This is a genomic window from Kosakonia sp. ML.JS2a, from assembly GCF_025642095.1.
GTDB lineage: Bacteria > Pseudomonadota > Gammaproteobacteria > Enterobacterales > Enterobacteriaceae.
This window is the reverse complement of record NZ_CP106754.1, coordinates 2033771-2052270: the sequence shown is the minus strand read 5'-3', so window position 1 is coordinate 2052270 and position 18500 is coordinate 2033771. Positions and strand designations below refer to the sequence as shown.

Below are 18500 nucleotides of genomic sequence, written 5' to 3'. Positions count from 1 at the left end.
ACCTCTCTGAGTTTTAATTATTGTCACTATTTGACAAGGTATCCTGGCATTATCTGTCAGGATATTTTTATTTTCATTAAAAACAACAAATACAAACAACAAGATAAATAAATCCCTATATATTTACTAGTGCGATGTTATTATTTCAAGGAATATTCCAGTCGATATCATATTCATCAGGTTCGAGATCCGTCAGCCGATCCTCTTTCGCAAGCCCCCACTCTGAAGGACAAAAGTGGATAATGTGCTGCCATCTCTTTCTCTTTTAATCGACCGAACCATTGGATGAATCGATCCATTCTCGTATACCGGGTATCTCTCATTGGAAAACTTTCCTGCGGCGCAGCCAGACTATATTTACCTGCAGGTTGCGACCCGGGTTTAAGAATACCGAATAACGTTTTCGCCTTGTTCCCTTCTTTCGCCTCATCATAGCGTTTGGCCCAATACGCCAGCCCGGCCGCAGACTGTTTTCTGCAGCAGGGCATGGATTACGGGTTAGTGACGTCGTCGGAAGGGGTGACCTGTGTGGGAGTGACCTGTGTGGTGCTGGCCAGTTCACTGATGACAAGGCCAAGCATTTTTATCTCCTCCTCGGTCAGGATATCATCGACCGTAAACTCACTGGCCTGGAAAAGTGCCACATTAAGGAGATGCTCCGTATATTCCTGCACAACCAGCGCTTCCTGCGGCGATAACGCCGGGGTTTCCGGTGTTGCAGTCGTCGTCGCTTCCGGCAGGTCGACTGGCTCTGTTATATCGCGTTGATCCGGCACATCGCGTTTTGACCGTGCAACCGCGTCCTCAACAGGTTTAATACGCCAGACGTATGTATCTGTTCCGGCAACAGGTACTTTCTCAAACTCAAAATTATTAAACAGCGCAAGAAACAGGATCACCTGCGAATCAGCGTTACCCATTTTCGCATTTGCCCTCTCCATCGGCAGAAATCTCACCCGCGCCTGTGCCAGGGCGCGGTCGTACTCCGATACCGGCTTAAGGCGTTCAACCCCGGTGGTGCCATAAGACTGACCGGCACGCCCCAGCGGCACATGTGCGCTGTCCGGTTCAAACGGGTAGGTGCCGAATGAGACGTGATGTGCAAGGAACGGCGTATATTTTTTGGGAATATCACTGATATAGACAAAATCCTCCGTGCCGGTCGCCTGATGGGAGATCTCGTGAATAATCGTGTCGATAACCGCTTTATCCTCGAAGATATCGGGTAACACGACCATGATACGGGCGGTGGGATCTTTTTGATAAACATACGCAAAAACAACCGGCTCTGAAGCATCGACCTTCTTTACGAGGACAACGCGTCCGAGTTTCGTCTCCTCGACATGATAGCGGGCAAACGTCTGAAGCCGTTCTCCAAGAATACTCAGCCGCTCATAAGCCTCGCCGAGAATTTTACTGTCGGTGGTATTGAGGAATTTCGCCAGTATCACCAGAATTCTTTCATGCAAGGTATTATTATTTTTGGCTTCAAGAAGGAGTGCCTGCACTTTATCCGCGATGTCATGTACCTGGTTAAATGCCTGCTCGATAATGTTTAACTGCGCCATCGATACTTTGCCGCCTCCGTTATTCGCCTTCAATCGCGGGAAATCCGACGAAATCACTTTAAAGTTCGGATCGGTATGCAGTGATTTTGTATAAAATGACTTAAGCGCCTCACTCAGTTGAGGATTATTCTGTCTGAAAGGCAGGTCCTTAATTAAAGGCCGGAAGTGGGTGATATCAGGGCCGAGATCTTTTATTTCCTGGATCCGTTTCATCAGTTGCGCATCTTCGGGGTCGGACGTTTTCCATGCTTTCGGTATGTCGTCTAACTGTGGGACCCGCCGTAATGTAGTCTGTAAGTCATCACTTTCTTCAATTGCATTTTTGATAATAGTCGACAGGCTATTTTCTCCGGCCGGGCTTTGCTCATGAAGATGTAACTGATCGAGGAATTTCTGTATCGCTTCGAAACTCACCCCCTGTTTGGCCACACTGTCTTTATAGGCCTGTGACGCGTAGATCAGGACCCCTTCCTGCGGGTAATCTTCCAGGGGGAGTTCACTGTTTAACTGCGTCAACGGTTTTAACTGCCCTTTACTCCCCCAGGATATGTCCGCTGTACTGTCCAGATCGTAATATGCCAGCAACCAGTCATCTGACTGCTGAGCCTTATTCGCCATGATTTGTAGCCACTCATCCTCATCAAAATAGATATAAGATAAATCACCTTTGTCAGAGAATAGCTGAACCACCACCCGGTCCTGCCTGCGCAGCCCGCGGATATAATAGCTGTTCGTAATTTCATGGGTTGTGCTGCCTTTTTTCCAGGCAGTCACAATGCGCACATTCGATTCGAAGCGCATTTTATCCATTTCACTAATAACATCGGACATCGCCATCATTCTTCCCTGTAGAGCCTGTTCCTCCTGAACCCTGGCGGGAGGAGCGAGTCGGCCGGAGGGACCCGCAACAGGTTCAGACTCGACAGGCGGCACCACATCTGGCGCAGATTCAACAGGAATATCTTTTGGCACGGGTGGCGGCGCGGGCTTTTTGAGCGTCCTCACCATCTTGTCCAGATCCTCGAGCCCTTCCTGGCTTATCGACGTGGTAACGCCTTTTCGTAACCGTAAACGTCGTACCCCCGTTTTTTCGATCACCTGCAGCATTTTATTTTTCAGCAGCTTATACATGCCAGGCAACGTGTCCGGTAGCGCGGTGACGGCAAGACGTGTAAGCCGTGAAACACCCCGGAGCGTCTGTTCCAGCATTACGCCCGCCAGATTGCCCCCCATCTCAAATGCCACGGCCATTAACAGGGAATGCATATACACTTTGCGCTCTTCATCGTCATCCGCCTGCGAATAGAGCACGATAGTTGGCACCACCTCCAGCAGCAGTGTGGTCGCCATTGAGGCCGCAATCCACGGCAAGGCCGGCCCGCCAATCACAATCCCTCCCACCATCAGCAGCAACCCGGACATCACGGCTAACGTATTCACCAGCTCGTGAACAACCGCCCGCAAATGTTCAGCGGGTGTATTAATCAGCTCATCATACAGATCGGCGAGGTCGTTCTTCTGCCGCGCAATCAGCGTGTCGATCAGCGCCTTACGGCTTCTGGAGGTGGTGGTAAACGGCGGATTATAAAGGCTATAGCTGGTCTGAAAGTTAATATCCGTGTGCTGTTCCGGCGCATCATGGTGATAAGGCAAAAAATCGAATCTGTCAGGAATATTCTTCAGGGCTTTCCCGGTGCCGATTGTCCGGTATTTTTCGATAAAGGCCCTGAAGTCAGACCTGTTTTCAACGATGAGCAGCGGGGGATTTTTTCTGCCCGGCCCTTCTTTTTTTTGCTGCTCACCCAGACCCGGCCAGGGAACCTCATAGTAGTCGGTATCCCAGAGTGAGAGCATCACCCCGATTTTCTTATTACCCAGCACACCAGAGGATGGAACCGGAATGAACATCAGATTAGTGAGCGTGCTGCCGTGCCACTCCACGGTTTCGGCCTGCGTTTTCCCCTCCAGGAACTGTTTTACCGCATCAATATAGTGTTGATGGTATTCTCCCCCGGTTCCTCCGGGCGTCGTTTTTTTCTTGTTGAGATAGGCCAGCGCGGCCCGTGTGGTCATCACTCTGTAAACATTTTCGACCCGTGATTTGCCCTCGCCAAACACCGTATTCAGTTTCCGGTCGACAGAAAGATCTATTTTCAGCAGCCTGTCGCGCAGCTGCTGGCTGAAAGCGTCAGGCCAGAGAATATTGCTGTCGGAATAGGCCGTGCCAAGTTCGTTGCGTGGTACCCCGCGCACAATGTCGCGAAGGGAATAGGTATGGGGAATCGTCTCGTGTATTTCTGCGGCCCGCCCGCCGGACAGATGATAGATAATTTCCTTGACGGTGATTTGGCTTTCCGGCGACCACTTCTGGTCCTGCTGATGAATACGCAACGATTCACGGGTAAACGCATCAATATAACTGTCGGGGTTTAAAATACCCTCATCAAGAAAGCCGGTCATGTCCATTAAAAAATCATCCAGCTTTCCTTTAAGCTCGCCCAGCATACGTTCACTGAGACTGAAATGCTCCGGTAACGGCGGCATGGCTTCCATTTGCCTGCTGATTTTTTCCCAGTCAACGCTGTTGTCAGCTTCCAGTGCCGTTGCTGTAGAGGCGGTTGTGGTGGTGTTGTCCGCCGTGGCAGACAACGCAGTGTCGGTAGTCATTGCGGTATTATCCGGTAAGCGCTTCCCAAGCAAGGCATCCAGTAGCGGCTTAATATCTCTCCTGGCAGTGTTGTATCTGCCCAGATATGACTTCAACATTGGGATATTCCAAATCCCGGCAATATTCTCCCGAATAATGCGACTCACTTGCTCATCCAGCACCGCATAGTTGTAGGCATCCTCTCCCTGTTTCTCCTCCAGAGCCGTTATCAGTCGCTCCAGGGTCAAGATACCCAGATTGGTATAAAAGCCAACGAGATCGAACGTATTTCCCCTGCCCTTTATAAAGTTAATAAGAGAAACCACGAAAGACCGCAGGATGGGATGAAATCGCGGCGTAAATTTTGCCAGGTCGATTTTATCGAGATAGGACAAACTGTAGTGTCCCCAAAAGACTTCCGTTGTAGGGATAATTGGACTGAATACCAGCGTTTCATTTTTCAACGTATCAGACAACGATTTATGTGCGTGGAATGTACGTAATTGCTCAGTCCGTTTCCTAAGCTGCTTATCCCTGTTGGAGAGCGTATCCAATGCGGTAGTATTTATCACCCTGTCATGAAATTCGCGATTAAGATCTGTCGTCAACTCCTGAAGCCGCCCTACCAGTACCTCGCTTTTTTCAGCATCGTCCACTGCCAGGTTAAGAATGAAATTCGTCCACAGCGACATCACCTTCTGGTAGAACAACAAATAGTATTTCCCCAGATGCAGCCATGAGTCATCAGGCAGGTTTGCGATACCCGCTTTAACCCCCGGAGCTTTGGCTGCATCGCGAGATGCCTCCTCAATTTTGTTACGGAATTCATGCGGAAATTTGTCTAATTTCAGTCTATCCATCCGGGTTATCCAGGTGTCCTGCAACGGAAAGCTCTCTCTCGGCGCCGCCAGAATATCCCAGTGGGATTTTTCCGGCTCGGTACGGAGCAAATCGAAAAAGAATTTTTCCGGGGAATCTTCCGCCACTTCTTCATAGCGGCGCTCCCAGTATGCCTGCCGGGTTTCCGACATGGCCATCGTAGGCTCGGGTGGCGGTGTGGTTGTTGTGGTTGTCGTCGTGGTGGTAGTGGTGGTAGTGGTGGTAGTGGTTGTTGTAGCAGGCTCTGCTCTGACTGGCGCTTTTGTGGTGGTGGTCGTTTTTTTTGGCGGGTTATACACACTCAACCCACCTATGCCCCACCGTTTCACCCGGACGTGAGGCGCAGATGTGACGGCAGCGCCTTCGAATTCAGCGTCCAGTTCCTCGGCTATCTGCTCCAGTTCGGCTATCTCGCTGGCATTAAAGGGATAGATAGCCTCTTCAGGCTCGCTCACTGGCGCTTTATACAGGCGGGATAGCTCGTCAACCAGCGCACGCTCTTCGTCAGTCAGGGCACCGGTCAGCTCAGCCAGTTCCTCAAGACTTAGTGGGCTACCGCCCTGCTCAGCATTTTTTTCGCCAAAGAGTAAGTACCCGGCATACGAAAGGCTTCCCAGCAATGCCGAAGCGCCCGCCGCAATCCCTGCGCCTTTTCGCGTCATCATGGCGGAGGTTCCGGCCATCAGAATGCCGCTCATGCGGGCGATAGTGGCAAGACGGTCGGTTATGCCTGGCTGCCCCACCTGCGCAGCCGCCGTCCCACCGAGCATGGTCAGAGCAATATAATCATACTGCGGGCGTTCACCGGCGGACGTGGCCGCGGGCTCAGACAAGGGGGACGTATCTTCGGACACATGCGGATCCACGTCACGCGCTTCGTTGGCAAAGGGGTCAGGCGTCGGTGGAAGAAAACGCTGCGGCATCCTGGGGCCAGCCCCTGTCACATCAAGCAGATAGAGTAGCGCGGTCAACCGCTGCCGAAGATTACCAGGCTGAAAGGGTTCAATCTGTGGCGCCACCTCCTGTTGTGCCTGCCATGCCTCCCAGGCAGCACGAAGATCGGCCCCTCCACGCTGCCACTCCTCATCCGCAGCAGGATCCGGTTCCACGGGCTGGAATACCGCCCCTGTTCGCCTCCCACCTCGTCCCGTACGACGTTTCTTACGCGCCCCCGTCACACGCTGGCCTTCGTCTGTTTTTTTTTCATAGTCGGGCATCGTGGCACTCTCCCTTACAGAATAAAGCGGCGTGACTCAGCTCCCTGTTGTCTCAGTCTCTTCTTGCGCATCATCGTCAGGCAGTAGCGCAGACTGGACTTCCGTCGTGTTCACGGCAACGTAAGTGGTTTGCAGATCGGTCAGTTTCAGCGGCACAGTGACCATATAACTGAGGCATAGCCGCGGCGTATTACCGACCGCCTGCCAGAAGTTTCCCAGACTATTGAGTTGCTCAGAAGGCGGAATGACGCGCAAATATGCACCAGGCAATGAGGAGAACGAGCGGTGATTAACCAACGCGTTGAGTACATTATTAATGATGATCAACGACTGGCTATTGGCCTGGCTAGACGGTGAGTCACTGCTGCTGCTTTGCGCCACCTCAAAGTACGTGACCAGATAACAACAGCGGATGTTGACATACCCCGGCACAAACTGCCCGGTTGCAGAGACGTACTGCCTGCGCTCGCCGACCCGCAACTGTAAATCTTCCTGAATGTCGTAGAGAAATACGCACACGGTTGGAACATCGGGTGTTGAATCTTTGGGTGGCAGATCGAAACGGATGGCGACATCCGTTGGCAAATACTCACGTAATGCCGCCTCAATGGCGACATTGAGTTCAATCAGCGTGGTATCAGAAGCAATTGCAGGCACAGTTGCATCAGTAGCAGTAGTATCTGACATAGAAGTTCTCCGGTAGAGAGTGCGGGGTCAGACGACACGCCCCATCTTGGCAAGTTCACGTTGCAGCGCACGTTCGATATGCTTGAGTTCCACACATGTCGATTGATTGTCGGCAGCCAGCCAGCATGCCAGCAATGCAATGTTACGAATGTTAGCGCCGGTGATTTCAGCCCGGCGCGCCAGCGCGGCAAAGTCCACATCCTCCGCCACGCGGATTTCGGCAGGCCAGATGCCACGCCACATTCGTTCGCGTAGTGTGATATCGGGAAATGGAAAACGGATAATAAAACTCAGCCGACGGGTGAATGCCTCATCCAGGTGTGAGCGATTGTTGGTGGCAAGAATGACCAGTCCGGTATAACTTTCAAGACGCTGCAATAAATAGGAGATTTCAATATTCGCGTAGCGGTCGTGAGAATCCCGGGTTTCACTCCGTTTGCCGAATAACGCATCGGCTTCATCAAAGAACAGTAATCCGGAATCCGCTTCCGCAATATCAAAAATGCGCGCCAGATTCTTCTCGGTTTCACCGATGTATTTATTAACGACAGTGGCAAGGTCGATTTTGATCATATCAACACCCAGCGCACCAGCTAACACTTCCGCCACCAGTGTTTTCCCCGTTCCGGAATCGCCATGGAATAACGCGCTAACACCGGTTCCATAGGCAATCTTGCGGGCAAACCCCTGAGCGAGCATCTCCTCACGAAATCGAACGGCAGCCAGCACCTCCTCCAGTTGCTTGTTGAGGCCATCGGCGACGATCAGATCATCGAACGTCCGCCGGGGCTCAACTCGTGTGGCAAGCCCACCGAAAGCCTGCTGAGAACGCTGCCGGAAAGCCCGGCAGAGGTCATCGACAGAGAGTGCATCCGCTCCCCGCAATTCCCGATAGGCATCCGCATCGCTGAGCGACTGGAGCAGCGTATCCGGAGGGGGTCTGAATCGGCGAACCAGCATCTGCGTGTCCACATCCGCTTCAACCCGATAGCGTTGCAGGAAACGGTCTAGCAGTCGTGCTTCATCCTGGGTCGAACTCTGCGGCATTTCAATGAGCACCTGGGCAACGTCCGTCAACGGCACCAGAGGAATACCTGTTTCACTCAAACCAAACAGCGGGAAACGATGTTCACGAATGCGGTCACTCATCCAGTTGCGTAAATCAGCATGGTTTTGCCAGGCCTGGTGCAATCCATGAAGGACAAGACCTGCGGCATACAGCGTGGACTCCCGCAGCACATCCACAAAACAGCGGCAAAATTGCGTCTCGTCTGTGGGAGCTTGCTCCATATCAAACAACAGCAGTTTACGGCCTGCGATATCGGCTGCTCGCGACAACACCATCTGCCGAGAGCCCGCGCTTCCTTTTGCCAGTGAAATCAGCAATGCGGGGGCCGGATGATAAACATAGTGGAGTACTTGTTTCGTCACGCCGGGAAATAAATCCACCTCCGTTGGCGGTTCCAGCCAGCGACAACAAGCCTGCCCGAGCGGCGAGTCTCTGCCGGATAAATAGCGATAAATATGCATGCTTCCTTGTAAGAACGACGCCTGATCGTTATTACTCTCCGGGTCACCGCTGAACACCAACGCATACCGTACCAGTGGGGAAAATGGGGATAAACAGGCCTGCATATCCAGACGCTCTATGGCGTCACGGCAGAGAAGATTAAGAATCAGTTCCGGACCAGGCCAGCTTTCGTGCGTGTCGTTCTGTAAACAAGCAAACAGGAAACTGGCATTTCCATTCGCCAGCGGCATCAGCGCCAGTAACAATGCATCCCGTTCAAATGAATTGAGTCCAAAACGCGTCATCAATAATGCCAGCCGGCTCTCAGGGGGGATCACCGCACGTTCCGCTTCGCGAAAACTTTGCTGGCACACCGGGATATCACAAGCGGGCACCTTTGTTTGAAACCGCACAAACATATCCATTTGCAGCGTAGAGGGCATCGTCTCTTGCGCTTTATGTGAATACTCCTCCACACGCTGGTGCACAGCGCGTAGATAACGCAGGAGCGCATTTTCGATACGCTCAAACTGGTCGCGCAGTACGGCGTAATTCCACGCCGGGATCACATTCTCATCTACACCCTCACAGGATATTTCTTGCGTCATATTGTTTGCCGCTCCTGAGTTATGTATTTATTATGCCAACGCTTCCCGCCTTTAATTAAATCAATTAATTATAAGGTTGTTATTACGCAACACAGGCTACCGCCCTTCCCTGATTCAACGCTATTAACAGAGAATGTGGCGAGTATCGGTATATCGCTCTATTGACAATAAAAAGCTAGGCAGTCAACCTGCGAAATGCAAATTATCCCGATAACCTGCAGCGGTTCCCGTCCTGCGCTAAAGCGCGTTAACCTGAATTGAGCAATAAATGAGTATCTCGCTGTTTTTATTATCGATTAACACACAGCCACTATCATTAAACGCTAATTTAAAGAATATCAGAGAGCGCCAGAGAAAATTAATACCGGCGTGCATAATCGGATATTACAATCGATTCAAACGCCTGCAAAAAGCCACGTGAAAATTCTTATTCAGAAATGCCTTGCATTATTTCGTTGCGACGTTATGAATAAGCAAAGCGCGCTAATCCAACAGCAGTAAAAAAGCCTTACCTTCAATGCGACGGTGCAGCAACACCCCGTACGCGTATGAAACAAAGCCAGCCACGATGCATCCAGGGTTACGACCTGGTTCACAAAATGAATGACATCGTTGCAAAGCGCTACCCGGAAAGGCGGGCGGGGTGATAACGTATCCGCGTTGCGCTGTCTGAGCCTGAAACACCACAAAAAAGTCAGGTGGTTACGGTCAGCTCATACGTTCAGGTGCGGAAGAAAAAGGGTGATAACGCGATGGGTAAAAGGGGTAAAGGAAGTGGCGGAGAGAGGGGGATTTGAACCCCCGGTAGAGTTGCCCCTACTCCGGTTTTCGAGACCGGTCCATTCAGCCGCTCTGGCATCTCTCCGTACAGACAGTTGCCATGATGCCAGGTAATTTGGCATTTTAACAGACCCTGTCCCGTTAAATTGGTTCAAGTGGCGAGTTTGCGAGCAAAGCGATGATAAAGTGGCCCTGGAAAACGAAAGGATCCGCCGATGAGGTGGAATTCCCGTGGGAAGAAGCGTTAAACGCCCCTGTGCTGGCGAATTTATTGCCGGATGAACAGATCAAACTGGTTCAACTGGCGGACCGTTTTTTGCAACAAAAAAGGCTGGTTCCCTTGCAGGGATTTGAACTGGATGGGCTGAAAAGTGCGCGCATCAGCCTGCTGTTTTGTCTTCCTGTCCTTGAATTAGGACTGGAATGGCTGGACGGTTTCCATGAAGTGCTGATCTACCCTGCGCCGTTTGTGGTAGACGACGAGTGGGAAGACGATATCGGGCTGGTGCATAACCAGCGTGTGGTGCAGTCCGGGCAGAGCTGGCAGCAAGGCCCGATCATTCTCAACTGGCTGGATATTCAGGACTCGTTTGACGCTTCCGGTTTTAACCTGATCATTCACGAGGTCGCGCATAAGCTCGATACGCGCAATGGCGATCGCGCCAGCGGTATTCCGCTGATCCCGCTGCGTGAAGTGGCAGGCTGGGAACATGATCTGCACGCTGCAATGGACAATATCCAGGATGAGATCGATCTGGTGGGGGAAAGCGCGGCCAGCATTGATGCCTATGCAGCAACCGATCCGGCAGAGTGTTTTGCGGTACTGTCCGAGTATTTCTTCAGCGCGCCAGAGCTGTTCGCCCCGCGTTTCCCGGCGCTGTGGCAGCGTTTTTGTCAGTTTTACGGCCAGGACCCGCTTGGTCGCCTGCGCGGCCAGTCTGGCTACGGCGAGAGCGTGAACAGAGTGCATTAAAACGGCAGCCTGTGCTTTAATTAGCCAGGTGAATCAGTAGGTTAAATTTAGTATTGACACAGCAGATAGGGGCCAGTAGTATGCGCCCCGTTCACACGATTCCTCTGTAGTTCAGTCGGTAGAACGGCGGACTGTTAATCCGTATGTCACTGGTTCGAGTCCAGTCAGAGGAGCCAAATTTAAGAAGCCTGCTCAGGAAACTAAGCAGGCTTTTTGCTTTTCAGATCTGGTAATCAATCACCGCTTCGTCCGGCTCCATCACCTGCCGCTTGATATCTTCCACCGACAGCCCGGCATTACACAGCTCAATAAATCGCCAGACATAATTGCGCTGTAACTGACCGCGTTTCAGCCCCAGCCAGACGGTATTGGCATCGAACAGATGTTGCGTATCCAGGCGCACCAGCTTCCCTTCTTCATTTTCACCGCTGGACTGCTCCGCCACCAGCCCGACGCCCAGCCCCAGCTCAACATAGGTTTTAATCACATCAGAATCCTGCGCGCTCAGTACCACATCAGGAATTAATCCTTTACGACCAAACGCTTCATCGATGCGCGAGCGCCCGGTGATCCCCTGACGATACGTGATCAGCGGCCAGCGGCTGATCTCCTCCAGCGTCAGCGGAGAACTCTGCGCCAGAGGGTGATCGCTGGGTACCAATAAGCTGTGATGCCAGCGGAACCACGGAAACGCCGCCAGTGTGTTGTCATTGCTCAGGCGTTCACTGGCGATACCGATATCCGCCCCGCCATTATGCAACAGTGATTCGATCTCCTGCGGCGTGCCCTGGATCAATTCGAGACGCACTTCCGGAAACAGCGCGCGGAAAGCTTTGATCACCGAAGGCAAGCTGTATCGCGCCTGCGTATGGGTGGTCGCAATGGTTAATACACCGGAGGTATCGTTGGTAAAGAGATCGGCAAGCCTGCGCACGTTGCTTGCTTCATTAAGGATACGCTCGGCGATGACCAGCAGGGCTTTACCTGGCTCAGTCATGCCGAGCAGTCGCTTGCCACGACGGATGAAAATTTCTATCCCCAGCTCTTCCTCAAGCTCACGGATATGACGACTCACACCGGATTGCGAGGTGTAAAGCATGTTGGCGACTTCAGTCAGGTTGTAATCCCGCCGCGCCGCCTCGCGGATAATTTTTAATTGCTGGAAATTCACCCTTTCCTCCAGGCCCATCAGACATGACGCTATTGTTAAAGTCTGTGGCCTGGCAGAACAAATAATAAAAACCAGCATCTTATTCCATTAAGGAATAATAATTAGCTCACCAACTGCAGCTCATGGCTTTCCATTGCCGGGCGGCTAACCAACGACATCAAAATATCTTTTACCGCCTGTGCCTGCGGCGACAATGAACCCCGCGCCGACACATTCAGCGACAGCGGTAAATTCATGGACGGCGTGGTGATGCGCGCCATCCAGCCGTTTGTCGCACTGCACAGCGAACGCGCCGCCGACTCTGGCAACACCGTCACGCCCATCCCGCTGGCAATCGCCGCTGTCAACGTGGCAATGGATTCGATTTCGCCGATAATTTTTGCCGTCAGGCGGCGCAACGAAAAAGCTTCATCCACACGCAGACGCACCGCGCTATAGTCACGCGGCAGGAACAGGTTCATCTCAGCCACGGCGGTCAAATCCACGCTTTGCCCCGGGCAATCACGTGTACCGACCAGATAAAGATCTTCTTTCAGCAACGGCAGGCTGTTAATGCCTGCGCCCGGCGCGCGCTCATACAGCACCGCCATATCCAGTTGCCCGCTCAGCAATTTATCGTTCAGCACCGCACCACTGTTTTCATGCAAATAAACAGTGACTTCCGGCAGCTCTGTGCGCACCGCCTGCAATAACGGCATGGTGATGGACGATGCCGCCGTCCCCGGCGCAAGACCGATAGAAACCTGACCGCGCAAGCTTTGCCCCACACTGTTCACTGCCAGCTGCGCCTGTTCGCACTGGCGCAGAATCGTTCGCGCATGGGTATAGAGAATTTTCCCTGCTTCCGTCGGTGTCACTCCCCGTTTGGTGCGGATCAATAACTGCTGATCCAGCTCACCTTCCAGAGTGGCAACCTGCTGGCTCAGCGCCGGCTGTGCAATATGCAATACTTCGGCGGCCTGAGTCAGGCTTCCAATATCGACGATTTTTACGAAGTATTTCAGTCGTCTTAAGTTCATTTTGCCTCCTGTTACGGATTACCGGGCCAACACCGGATGTTATGTCGTCGGAGGAGTTGCAATATGCTTGCCAGTTTTAGTCAGGGAGAAAATTGCGGCCTAACAGGCTGGATAATAAGTGTTTCTAATTACACCCCGGGGAATTATTACTAAAACAGTGGTTTGATATCTGCCCCATAAGGGGTATTTTGCACCAAATCAGTGCACACACAGCGGTAAGTGCTTATCCCACCATCAGATTGCCGAAATTGTCAGCAAACGATCGGCTTAAGGCAATCCAGCCTTTGACAAGCCCGATGGTCGCCGTTAATATGCGCCCCGTTCACACGATTCCTCTGTAGTTCAGTCGGTAGAACGGCGGACTGTTAATCCGTATGTCACTGGTTCGAGTCCAGTCAGAGGAGCCAAATTTAAGAAGCCCGCTTTTAGCGGGCTTTTTGCTTTTCTGCGATCGCCGACGGCTGGTTTTCCTGCCCCATGCGTGTTGGCTCACCTTACGTCTTCTGTCGCGCTATCCCTGTCGCCATCCGCATAAAGCCATCAAACGCGCGATCGGACAACAGTCGGCGCAAAAACAGCATTGGTTTTGCCGCGAAACCAACCACATAGCGTGTTTTAGGTCGACGTACGCTAAGTGCCGTGGCGATGGTGTTCGCAATGACCTCTGGCGGCGACTGCCGTTTCTTGCTGGCATCACCGATCATCGAATTCGCCATGGCATGCGCCTGACGGGCATATGCCCCGTGACCGGAAACAGCAAGGAGTTTCTCTGCGGCGATGTCGGGCCACTCGGTTTTAATGCCGCCTGGTTCAATGACCACCACATCAATGCCAAAGGGCTGCACCTCCATCCGCAAACAATCGCTAATCGCTTCCAGCGCAAACTTGGTGCCGTGATACCAGGCACCCAGCGGGGTGTGCATTTTGCCCCCCATCGAGGTGATATTGATGATGGTCCCGGAACGCTGTGCACGCATGTGCGGAAGCAATAACTGCGTTAATCGCACAGCACCAAAGACGTTCACCTCAAACTGTGCCCGCGCTTCATCAGCAGGGACATCCTCTACTGCGCCATACGAACCATAACCGGCGTTGTTGACCAGCACGTCAATGCGCCCGGACTGCGTCATGATTGTCGTCACCGCCTGTTGTAATGAGGCATTATCGGTTACGTCCAGCGGCAATATATGCATACCGGCCGCCGCCAGAGGCTGCATACGTTCAACCCGACGGGCAGCCGCATAGACGGTATAACCGAGCGACTGTAACTTGATGGCGGTGGCTTCACCAATACCGGACGAGGCACCGGTCACCAGGGCAACTTTGGAATTCATACAACGGATCCTTATAGCGTGAATGAGGTTCGTGACGGCTGACCTGCACAGTCAGCACTGCATAACCGCCACTCTATACAGGGATCCACGCCGCCACTATGGCGACACGCGCCAATCCGCCAGCGAAATGCGCCACGCTCCGTTGCGGTTCAGCCACCGGGGAACAGATGCGCCTGGCGTGCGCTGTCCGGCGTCTGCCCTGTCCACTCATGAAACGCACGATAGAAGGAGTTCGGATCTTCAAAACCGAGTAAAAAAGCGATTTCACTGCCGGATAAGGCTGAATTCTGCAAATAGTGGCGCGCCAGCTTCTCTCGGGTACGATTGATTAGCGCCCTAAAACTCTCGCCTTCCTCCTCAAGCCGCCGTTGCAGTGTCCGGCGGCTCATGCCCAACCGTACCGCAACCGCGTCAATGCTGGCGGCATTACCGGGTATCAACTCAAGCAACACCGCCTGTACCCGCTCACCGGTGGTTGCTGTGGCATCCAGCTCACTGAGACGACGGCGAAGTTCGGGTTCGAAGACGCGCCACATCCCTTCGTTAACCGTCAAAAAAGGTCTCAGGGCATCCGTTGAGGAAAACGTAATCCCCGGATGTCCTTGTGTTATCGTCCCGCCGAAAAACGCTTCAACATGGCGCAAATGAGGCGTCGGCGGCAGTTCAGGCAACGTAAGAGCAAGCGCATTGACGGGCTCCCGCGTCGCTAACCGGGCCAGGCGGATAAAAAAAGCGAGCTCAGCCACCAGCAAAGAGTGAGGGACATCGTGTTGGGCAAAAAGCCAGCGCGGAGAAATGGTCATTTCGCCATGAGAACCAACAGCCACCTCAAGGCTCATCGGCGCCATTAACTGCTTGTACTTCGCCAGCCGTTGCACGGCCTGTAACAAATTGGCGCTGCATAACGCAGCAAAAAGCGGCGGGTCAAACAACTCGGTTGAGACCGACTCTACGATTTTTAACGGGAACAACGGGTGCCCGGCTTCGGCTTCGAGGCTTCGCCAGAAGCGAAAATAGGCCTCAGTAGACAACCCGTCGCCCACGCGCGACAGCGTGTCCTCGGGGAGTCCGGCGCGGCGCAGTACATGTTCCGGCCGGATCCCCATGTCTTTCAGCAGCGTTCGCCATCCGATATTCAGAAAAAAGGTCTGATTACGCGTCATAAAATACCCTACACGGCTCACAGGCAAGACCTCCCTGCCACAGTAACGCATCATTATAAGGAGACGGCGGCACGGTTCACTCGCCAGGCATGCCATCTTCATTGCTGTTTACGCCAGCCTGTCGGTAAGCGTACATCAGACGGCGCGCCGGATCTGCGTTAGCGCATGAAGCATATTGTCGATATCCGCCTTGCCGAGATTGGGGGCGTTGAGCTGGCTTTCCAGCCAGGCGAGATCATCGCTGCTGAATGAACCGGTAAGTAAATACTGGCTTAATGTCGTCATTAATTGCTGATCCAGTTGCTGGATTTTCTCTCGTGAGGAGGCCAGCGTCTGCGCAGATGCCTCCTGTTGCGGGGTCGCCAGCCAGTCCGCAAGATACCGATACTGGATGGCTTTGCTCGCATTCATTAACGCGTGGACGAAAGGCTCAACGGTTTGCGGATCGAGCCCGGCCTCTGCGGCCTCGTTTTTGGCAGCGGAAATCACATTTTCTTCCCGCGCCAGATCCTCAACCGGCAGATGATGAACGGCTTTAAATTCAGCCACATCCCGCATGAGCACCATGCGCTGATTCAGCGTAGAGGAAAGCATGCTGAGTGAAACGGTGGTCACTGAACCGGCGTAAACGGCGCTGCACATAAAGAGTGACGACAAAAAAACGGCCACATAATGAATCATGACTAACCCTCACCTCGGTTGGGAAACATCACAATTACCCTACATTGTTATAATTAACTTAATGTTACTATTATCTTTTCAGGATATTTCCGATATAAACAAAAAGACCAGCCTGATGGCTGGCCTCTCTGTGCTGATGGCATCAACAATCTTCAATGATCACATAGGCCGCGTTGACCGGGCCGTGAACACCCACCACCTTTATCAGCTCAATATCGGCGGTGGAGCTGGGACCGCCAATAATGTTAATGCAGGAAGGCATTCGCGTACCCTGTTGCGACAGGGCATGTAACTGCGTCGCCAGCTGTGCAACACGCGGCAGGATCGTGCTTTTACGCAACACAAAAATGGAGGATTCCGGAAGCAGGCTGATGGCGCGCCCCCGCTCCGCCGCAGAAAAGAGCACCACCCCGCCCGATTCCGTCAACCCGTAATCGGCAAACACCACGCCCACTTTTGCCTGCTCCGCCAGGCGGATATTTTGCTCGCCCGCCTGCGGATCCCACACGGTCGCCTGGCAAGTCTCCTGCAGACGGGCGGTGATGCCCGCCGCGGCCAAACGGACATCGCCGCTCACCACCACCGGCTGTTGACCATATTGTTCACATAACCGCAGTACGGCAGCTGGCGCGTCTTCTTCGCGGGTCAGCTCGCACTGCACCAACATGACCGTCGACGCCACGTCGATAAACGCATCACAACGCTGCTGCTGGCTGAGTTCAGTCAGCCGGCTCTGCGCATAATTATGGGCAGGCGTTGGCCGGGCATCGGGAATGTTACGGGGTTCGCGCCCCAGAGCCTGCGCAATTGTTGCCAGAAACGCGGTTCGGTTATCCATTATTTATTCCCCTGCGCCTGATGTTTTTTAAACCAGCTACGGAAGCTTTCGCCGTCTGCATTCGGGAGATCCCGCGCCTGCGTCCAGCTGCTAATAGCGCCGATATTCACCGGCGCTTTGCCCTCTTTAATCAACCAACCGGCCGCACGGGCACCGGCGATCATGCCAACTTTCCATAGCCCCGGATGGCTGTTGGCGTAGGCAAACATTTTAATCACCCGTTGTTCTGCTTTTGGTGTGATCCCCTCTTCTGCCATCACTCTGCGGTGGCGCAAAATCAGTTTGGACAGCGGGATTTTCACCGGGCAGACCGTGTCGCAGGCTGAGCAGAGCGAGCAGGCGTAAGGCAGATCTTTAAAATCCTTATAGCCTCCCAGCAGCGGCGAAATCACCGCGCCGATAGGGCCGGGATAAATAGAGCCGTAACCGTGCCCGCCAATGTGCCGATACGCCGGGCAGGTGTTAATACAAGCCCCGCAGCGGATGCAGCGCAACACATCGCTAAATTGCGAACCGAGCACCGCTGAACGACCGTTATCGACGATCACCAGGTGGAACTCCTCCGGACCGTCAACATTGTCCGCCTCCCGGGGCCCCGTCAGCCAGGTGTTGTAGCCGGTCAGCCGTGCGCCAACGGCGCTTCGCGCCAGCATGGTGATCAGAACGTCCACCTCTTCAAACGTCGGCGCAATACGCTCCATCCCCATCACGGCAATATGCGTTTTGGGCAGCGTGGTGCACATTCGCGCATTCCCTTCATTGGTCACCAGGCAGACAGAACCGGTTTCAGCCACGGCGAAGTTGCAGCCGGTCACGCCCACTTCCGCGCTGAGGAAATCCTGGCGGATTTTCTGCCGGATAAAGCGCGTCATCGCTTCGGGTGTTTCCGGGCCGCCATAGCCCAGATGCTCAGCAAGTACCCGGCGGATCTGGTGGCGATCTTTATGAATGGCCGGAACCACAACATGCGAAGGCGGGTCCTGATCCAGTTGCAGGATATATTCACCCAAATCGGTTTCGATGACCTCAATCCCGGCCTGCTGTAAAACCGGGTTCATGCCAATCTCTTCCGTTACCATGGATTTGGACTTGACCACTTTTTTGGCATTTTTTGCCTGCGCCACCTTCAGAATGTAGTCCGTTGCCTCTTCTTTGGTTTTGGCGAAATAAACATGGCCGCCGTTTTCGGTCACTTTCTCCGATAATTGATACAGATAAGCATCCAGATTTTGCAGCACATGGTCGCGGATCTGGCTGGCATGATCGCGCCAGGCTTCCCAGTTCCCCAGCTCGTCCACCATCTTCTGACGGTTGCCGCCAATTCGCTCCTGCGCATTCGCCACCGCGTTGCGCATGATGGGATCATCAATCTGCTGGCGGATACGCGTTTTAAACTCGACCTGACTGGTTTTTAAAAACATGACA

The 18500-nt window shown here is 53.2% G+C and carries 11 protein-coding genes and 3 tRNA genes; 3 read left to right on the top strand and 11 right to left on the bottom strand.

Annotated elements, in window-relative coordinates:
- Window positions 1-491 precede the first annotated feature (491 nt).
- From N7922_RS09825 to N7922_RS09810, 4 genes are all read right to left on the bottom strand, one after another.
- Window positions 492-6272, bottom strand: a complete 5781-nt coding sequence (locus tag N7922_RS09825) for a hypothetical protein (protein WP_263100360.1) — start codon at window positions 6270-6272, stop codon at window positions 492-494.
- Window positions 6273-6347: 75 nt separating this feature from the next.
- On the bottom strand, window positions 6348-6998 hold the full coding sequence (locus N7922_RS09820) for a DUF4255 domain-containing protein (protein ID WP_263100359.1): 651 nt from the start codon (window positions 6996-6998) through the stop codon (window positions 6348-6350).
- Window positions 6999-7025: 27 nt separating this feature from the next.
- Window positions 7026-9116, bottom strand: a complete 2091-nt coding sequence (locus N7922_RS09815; protein WP_263100358.1) for an ATP-binding protein — start codon at window positions 9114-9116, stop codon at window positions 7026-7028.
- A 775-nt stretch (window positions 9117-9891) separates the two neighbouring features.
- Window positions 9892-9981 (bottom strand) — tRNA-Ser (locus N7922_RS09810).
- A gap of 93 nt (window positions 9982-10074) precedes the next feature.
- On the opposite strand from N7922_RS09810, the gene mtfA reads away from it, so the two are divergent.
- Together mtfA and N7922_RS09800 are read left to right on the top strand one after the other, a co-directional pair.
- Window positions 10075-10869 carry a DgsA anti-repressor MtfA gene (gene mtfA / locus N7922_RS09805; RefSeq protein ID WP_263100357.1) on the top strand — a complete coding sequence of 265 codons (795 nt, stop codon included), beginning with the start codon at window positions 10075-10077 and terminating at the stop codon, window positions 10867-10869.
- Window positions 10870-10969: 100 nt separating this feature from the next.
- Window positions 10970-11045 (top strand) — tRNA-Asn (locus N7922_RS09800).
- Window positions 11046-11089: 44 nt separating this feature from the next.
- On the opposite strand, the gene cbl is transcribed toward N7922_RS09800, so the two are convergent.
- Both cbl and nac read right to left on the bottom strand, forming a co-directional pair.
- Window positions 11090-12040, bottom strand: a complete 951-nt coding sequence (cbl, locus tag N7922_RS09795; protein ID WP_263100356.1) for an HTH-type transcriptional regulator Cbl — start codon at window positions 12038-12040, stop codon at window positions 11090-11092.
- A 101-nt stretch (window positions 12041-12141) separates the two neighbouring features.
- Window positions 12142-13059 carry a nitrogen assimilation transcriptional regulator NAC gene (nac, locus tag N7922_RS09790; RefSeq protein ID WP_263100355.1) on the bottom strand — a complete coding sequence of 306 codons (918 nt, stop codon included), beginning with the start codon at window positions 13057-13059 and terminating at the stop codon, window positions 12142-12144.
- Window positions 13060-13390: 331 nt separating this feature from the next.
- On the opposite strand from nac, the gene N7922_RS09785 reads away from it, so the two are divergent.
- Window positions 13391-13466: transfer RNA gene (locus N7922_RS09785), tRNA-Asn, on the top strand.
- An 87-nt stretch (window positions 13467-13553) separates the two neighbouring features.
- On the opposite strand, the gene N7922_RS09780 is transcribed toward N7922_RS09785, so the two are convergent.
- The 5 genes from N7922_RS09780 to N7922_RS09760 all read right to left on the bottom strand — a co-directional run bounded on the left by N7922_RS09780 (window position 13554) and on the right by N7922_RS09760 (window position 18496).
- Window positions 13554-14393, bottom strand: coding sequence for an oxidoreductase (locus N7922_RS09780; protein WP_263100353.1), 840 nt, complete (start codon window positions 14391-14393; stop codon window positions 13554-13556).
- Window positions 14394-14542: 149 nt separating this feature from the next.
- On the bottom strand, window positions 14543-15556 hold the full coding sequence (locus N7922_RS09775) for an AraC family transcriptional regulator (RefSeq protein ID WP_263100352.1): 1014 nt from the start codon (window positions 15554-15556) through the stop codon (window positions 14543-14545).
- 135 nt (window positions 15557-15691) lie between these two features.
- Window positions 15692-16237, bottom strand: a complete 546-nt coding sequence (locus N7922_RS09770; RefSeq protein WP_263100351.1) for a chorismate mutase — start codon at window positions 16235-16237, stop codon at window positions 15692-15694.
- Between the two features lie 142 nt (window positions 16238-16379).
- Window positions 16380-17075, bottom strand: a complete 696-nt coding sequence (locus N7922_RS09765) for a lactate utilization protein C (RefSeq protein ID WP_263100350.1) — start codon at window positions 17073-17075, stop codon at window positions 16380-16382.
- Entirely contained in the window at window positions 17075-18496 is a 1422-nt protein-coding gene (locus tag N7922_RS09760) for a LutB/LldF family L-lactate oxidation iron-sulfur protein (RefSeq protein ID WP_263100349.1), read from the bottom strand. The genes N7922_RS09765 and N7922_RS09760 overlap by 1 nt, the downstream gene beginning before the upstream one ends.
- Window positions 18497-18500: the final 4 nt, after the last annotated feature.

Excerpts from the sequence above, each read along its gene's own strand:
- N7922_RS09820 (WP_263100359.1), bottom strand. The coding sequence starts at position 6,998 with ATGTCAGATACTACTGCTACTGATGCAACTGTGCCTGCAATTGCTTCT.
- N7922_RS09815 (WP_263100358.1), bottom strand. The coding sequence starts at position 9,116 with ATGACGCAAGAAATATCCTGTGAGGGTGTAGATGAGAATGTGATCCCG.
- mtfA (WP_263100357.1), top strand. The coding sequence starts at position 10,075 with ATGATAAAGTGGCCCTGGAAAACGAAAGGATCCGCCGATGAGGTGGAA.
- nac (WP_263100355.1), bottom strand. The coding sequence starts at position 13,059 with ATGAACTTAAGACGACTGAAATACTTCGTAAAAATCGTCGATATTGGA.
- N7922_RS09780 (WP_263100353.1), bottom strand. The coding sequence starts at position 14,393 with ATGAATTCCAAAGTTGCCCTGGTGACCGGTGCCTCGTCCGGTATTGGT.
- N7922_RS09775 (WP_263100352.1), bottom strand. The coding sequence starts at position 15,556 with ATGACGCGTAATCAGACCTTTTTTCTGAATATCGGATGGCGAACGCTG.
- N7922_RS09770 (WP_263100351.1), bottom strand. The coding sequence starts at position 16,237 with ATGATTCATTATGTGGCCGTTTTTTTGTCGTCACTCTTTATGTGCAGC.
- N7922_RS09765 (WP_263100350.1), bottom strand. The coding sequence starts at position 17,075 with ATGGATAACCGAACCGCGTTTCTGGCAACAATTGCGCAGGCTCTGGGG.
- N7922_RS09760 (WP_263100349.1), bottom strand. The coding sequence starts at position 18,496 with ATGTTTTTAAAAACCAGTCAGGTCGAGTTTAAAACGCGTATCCGCCAG.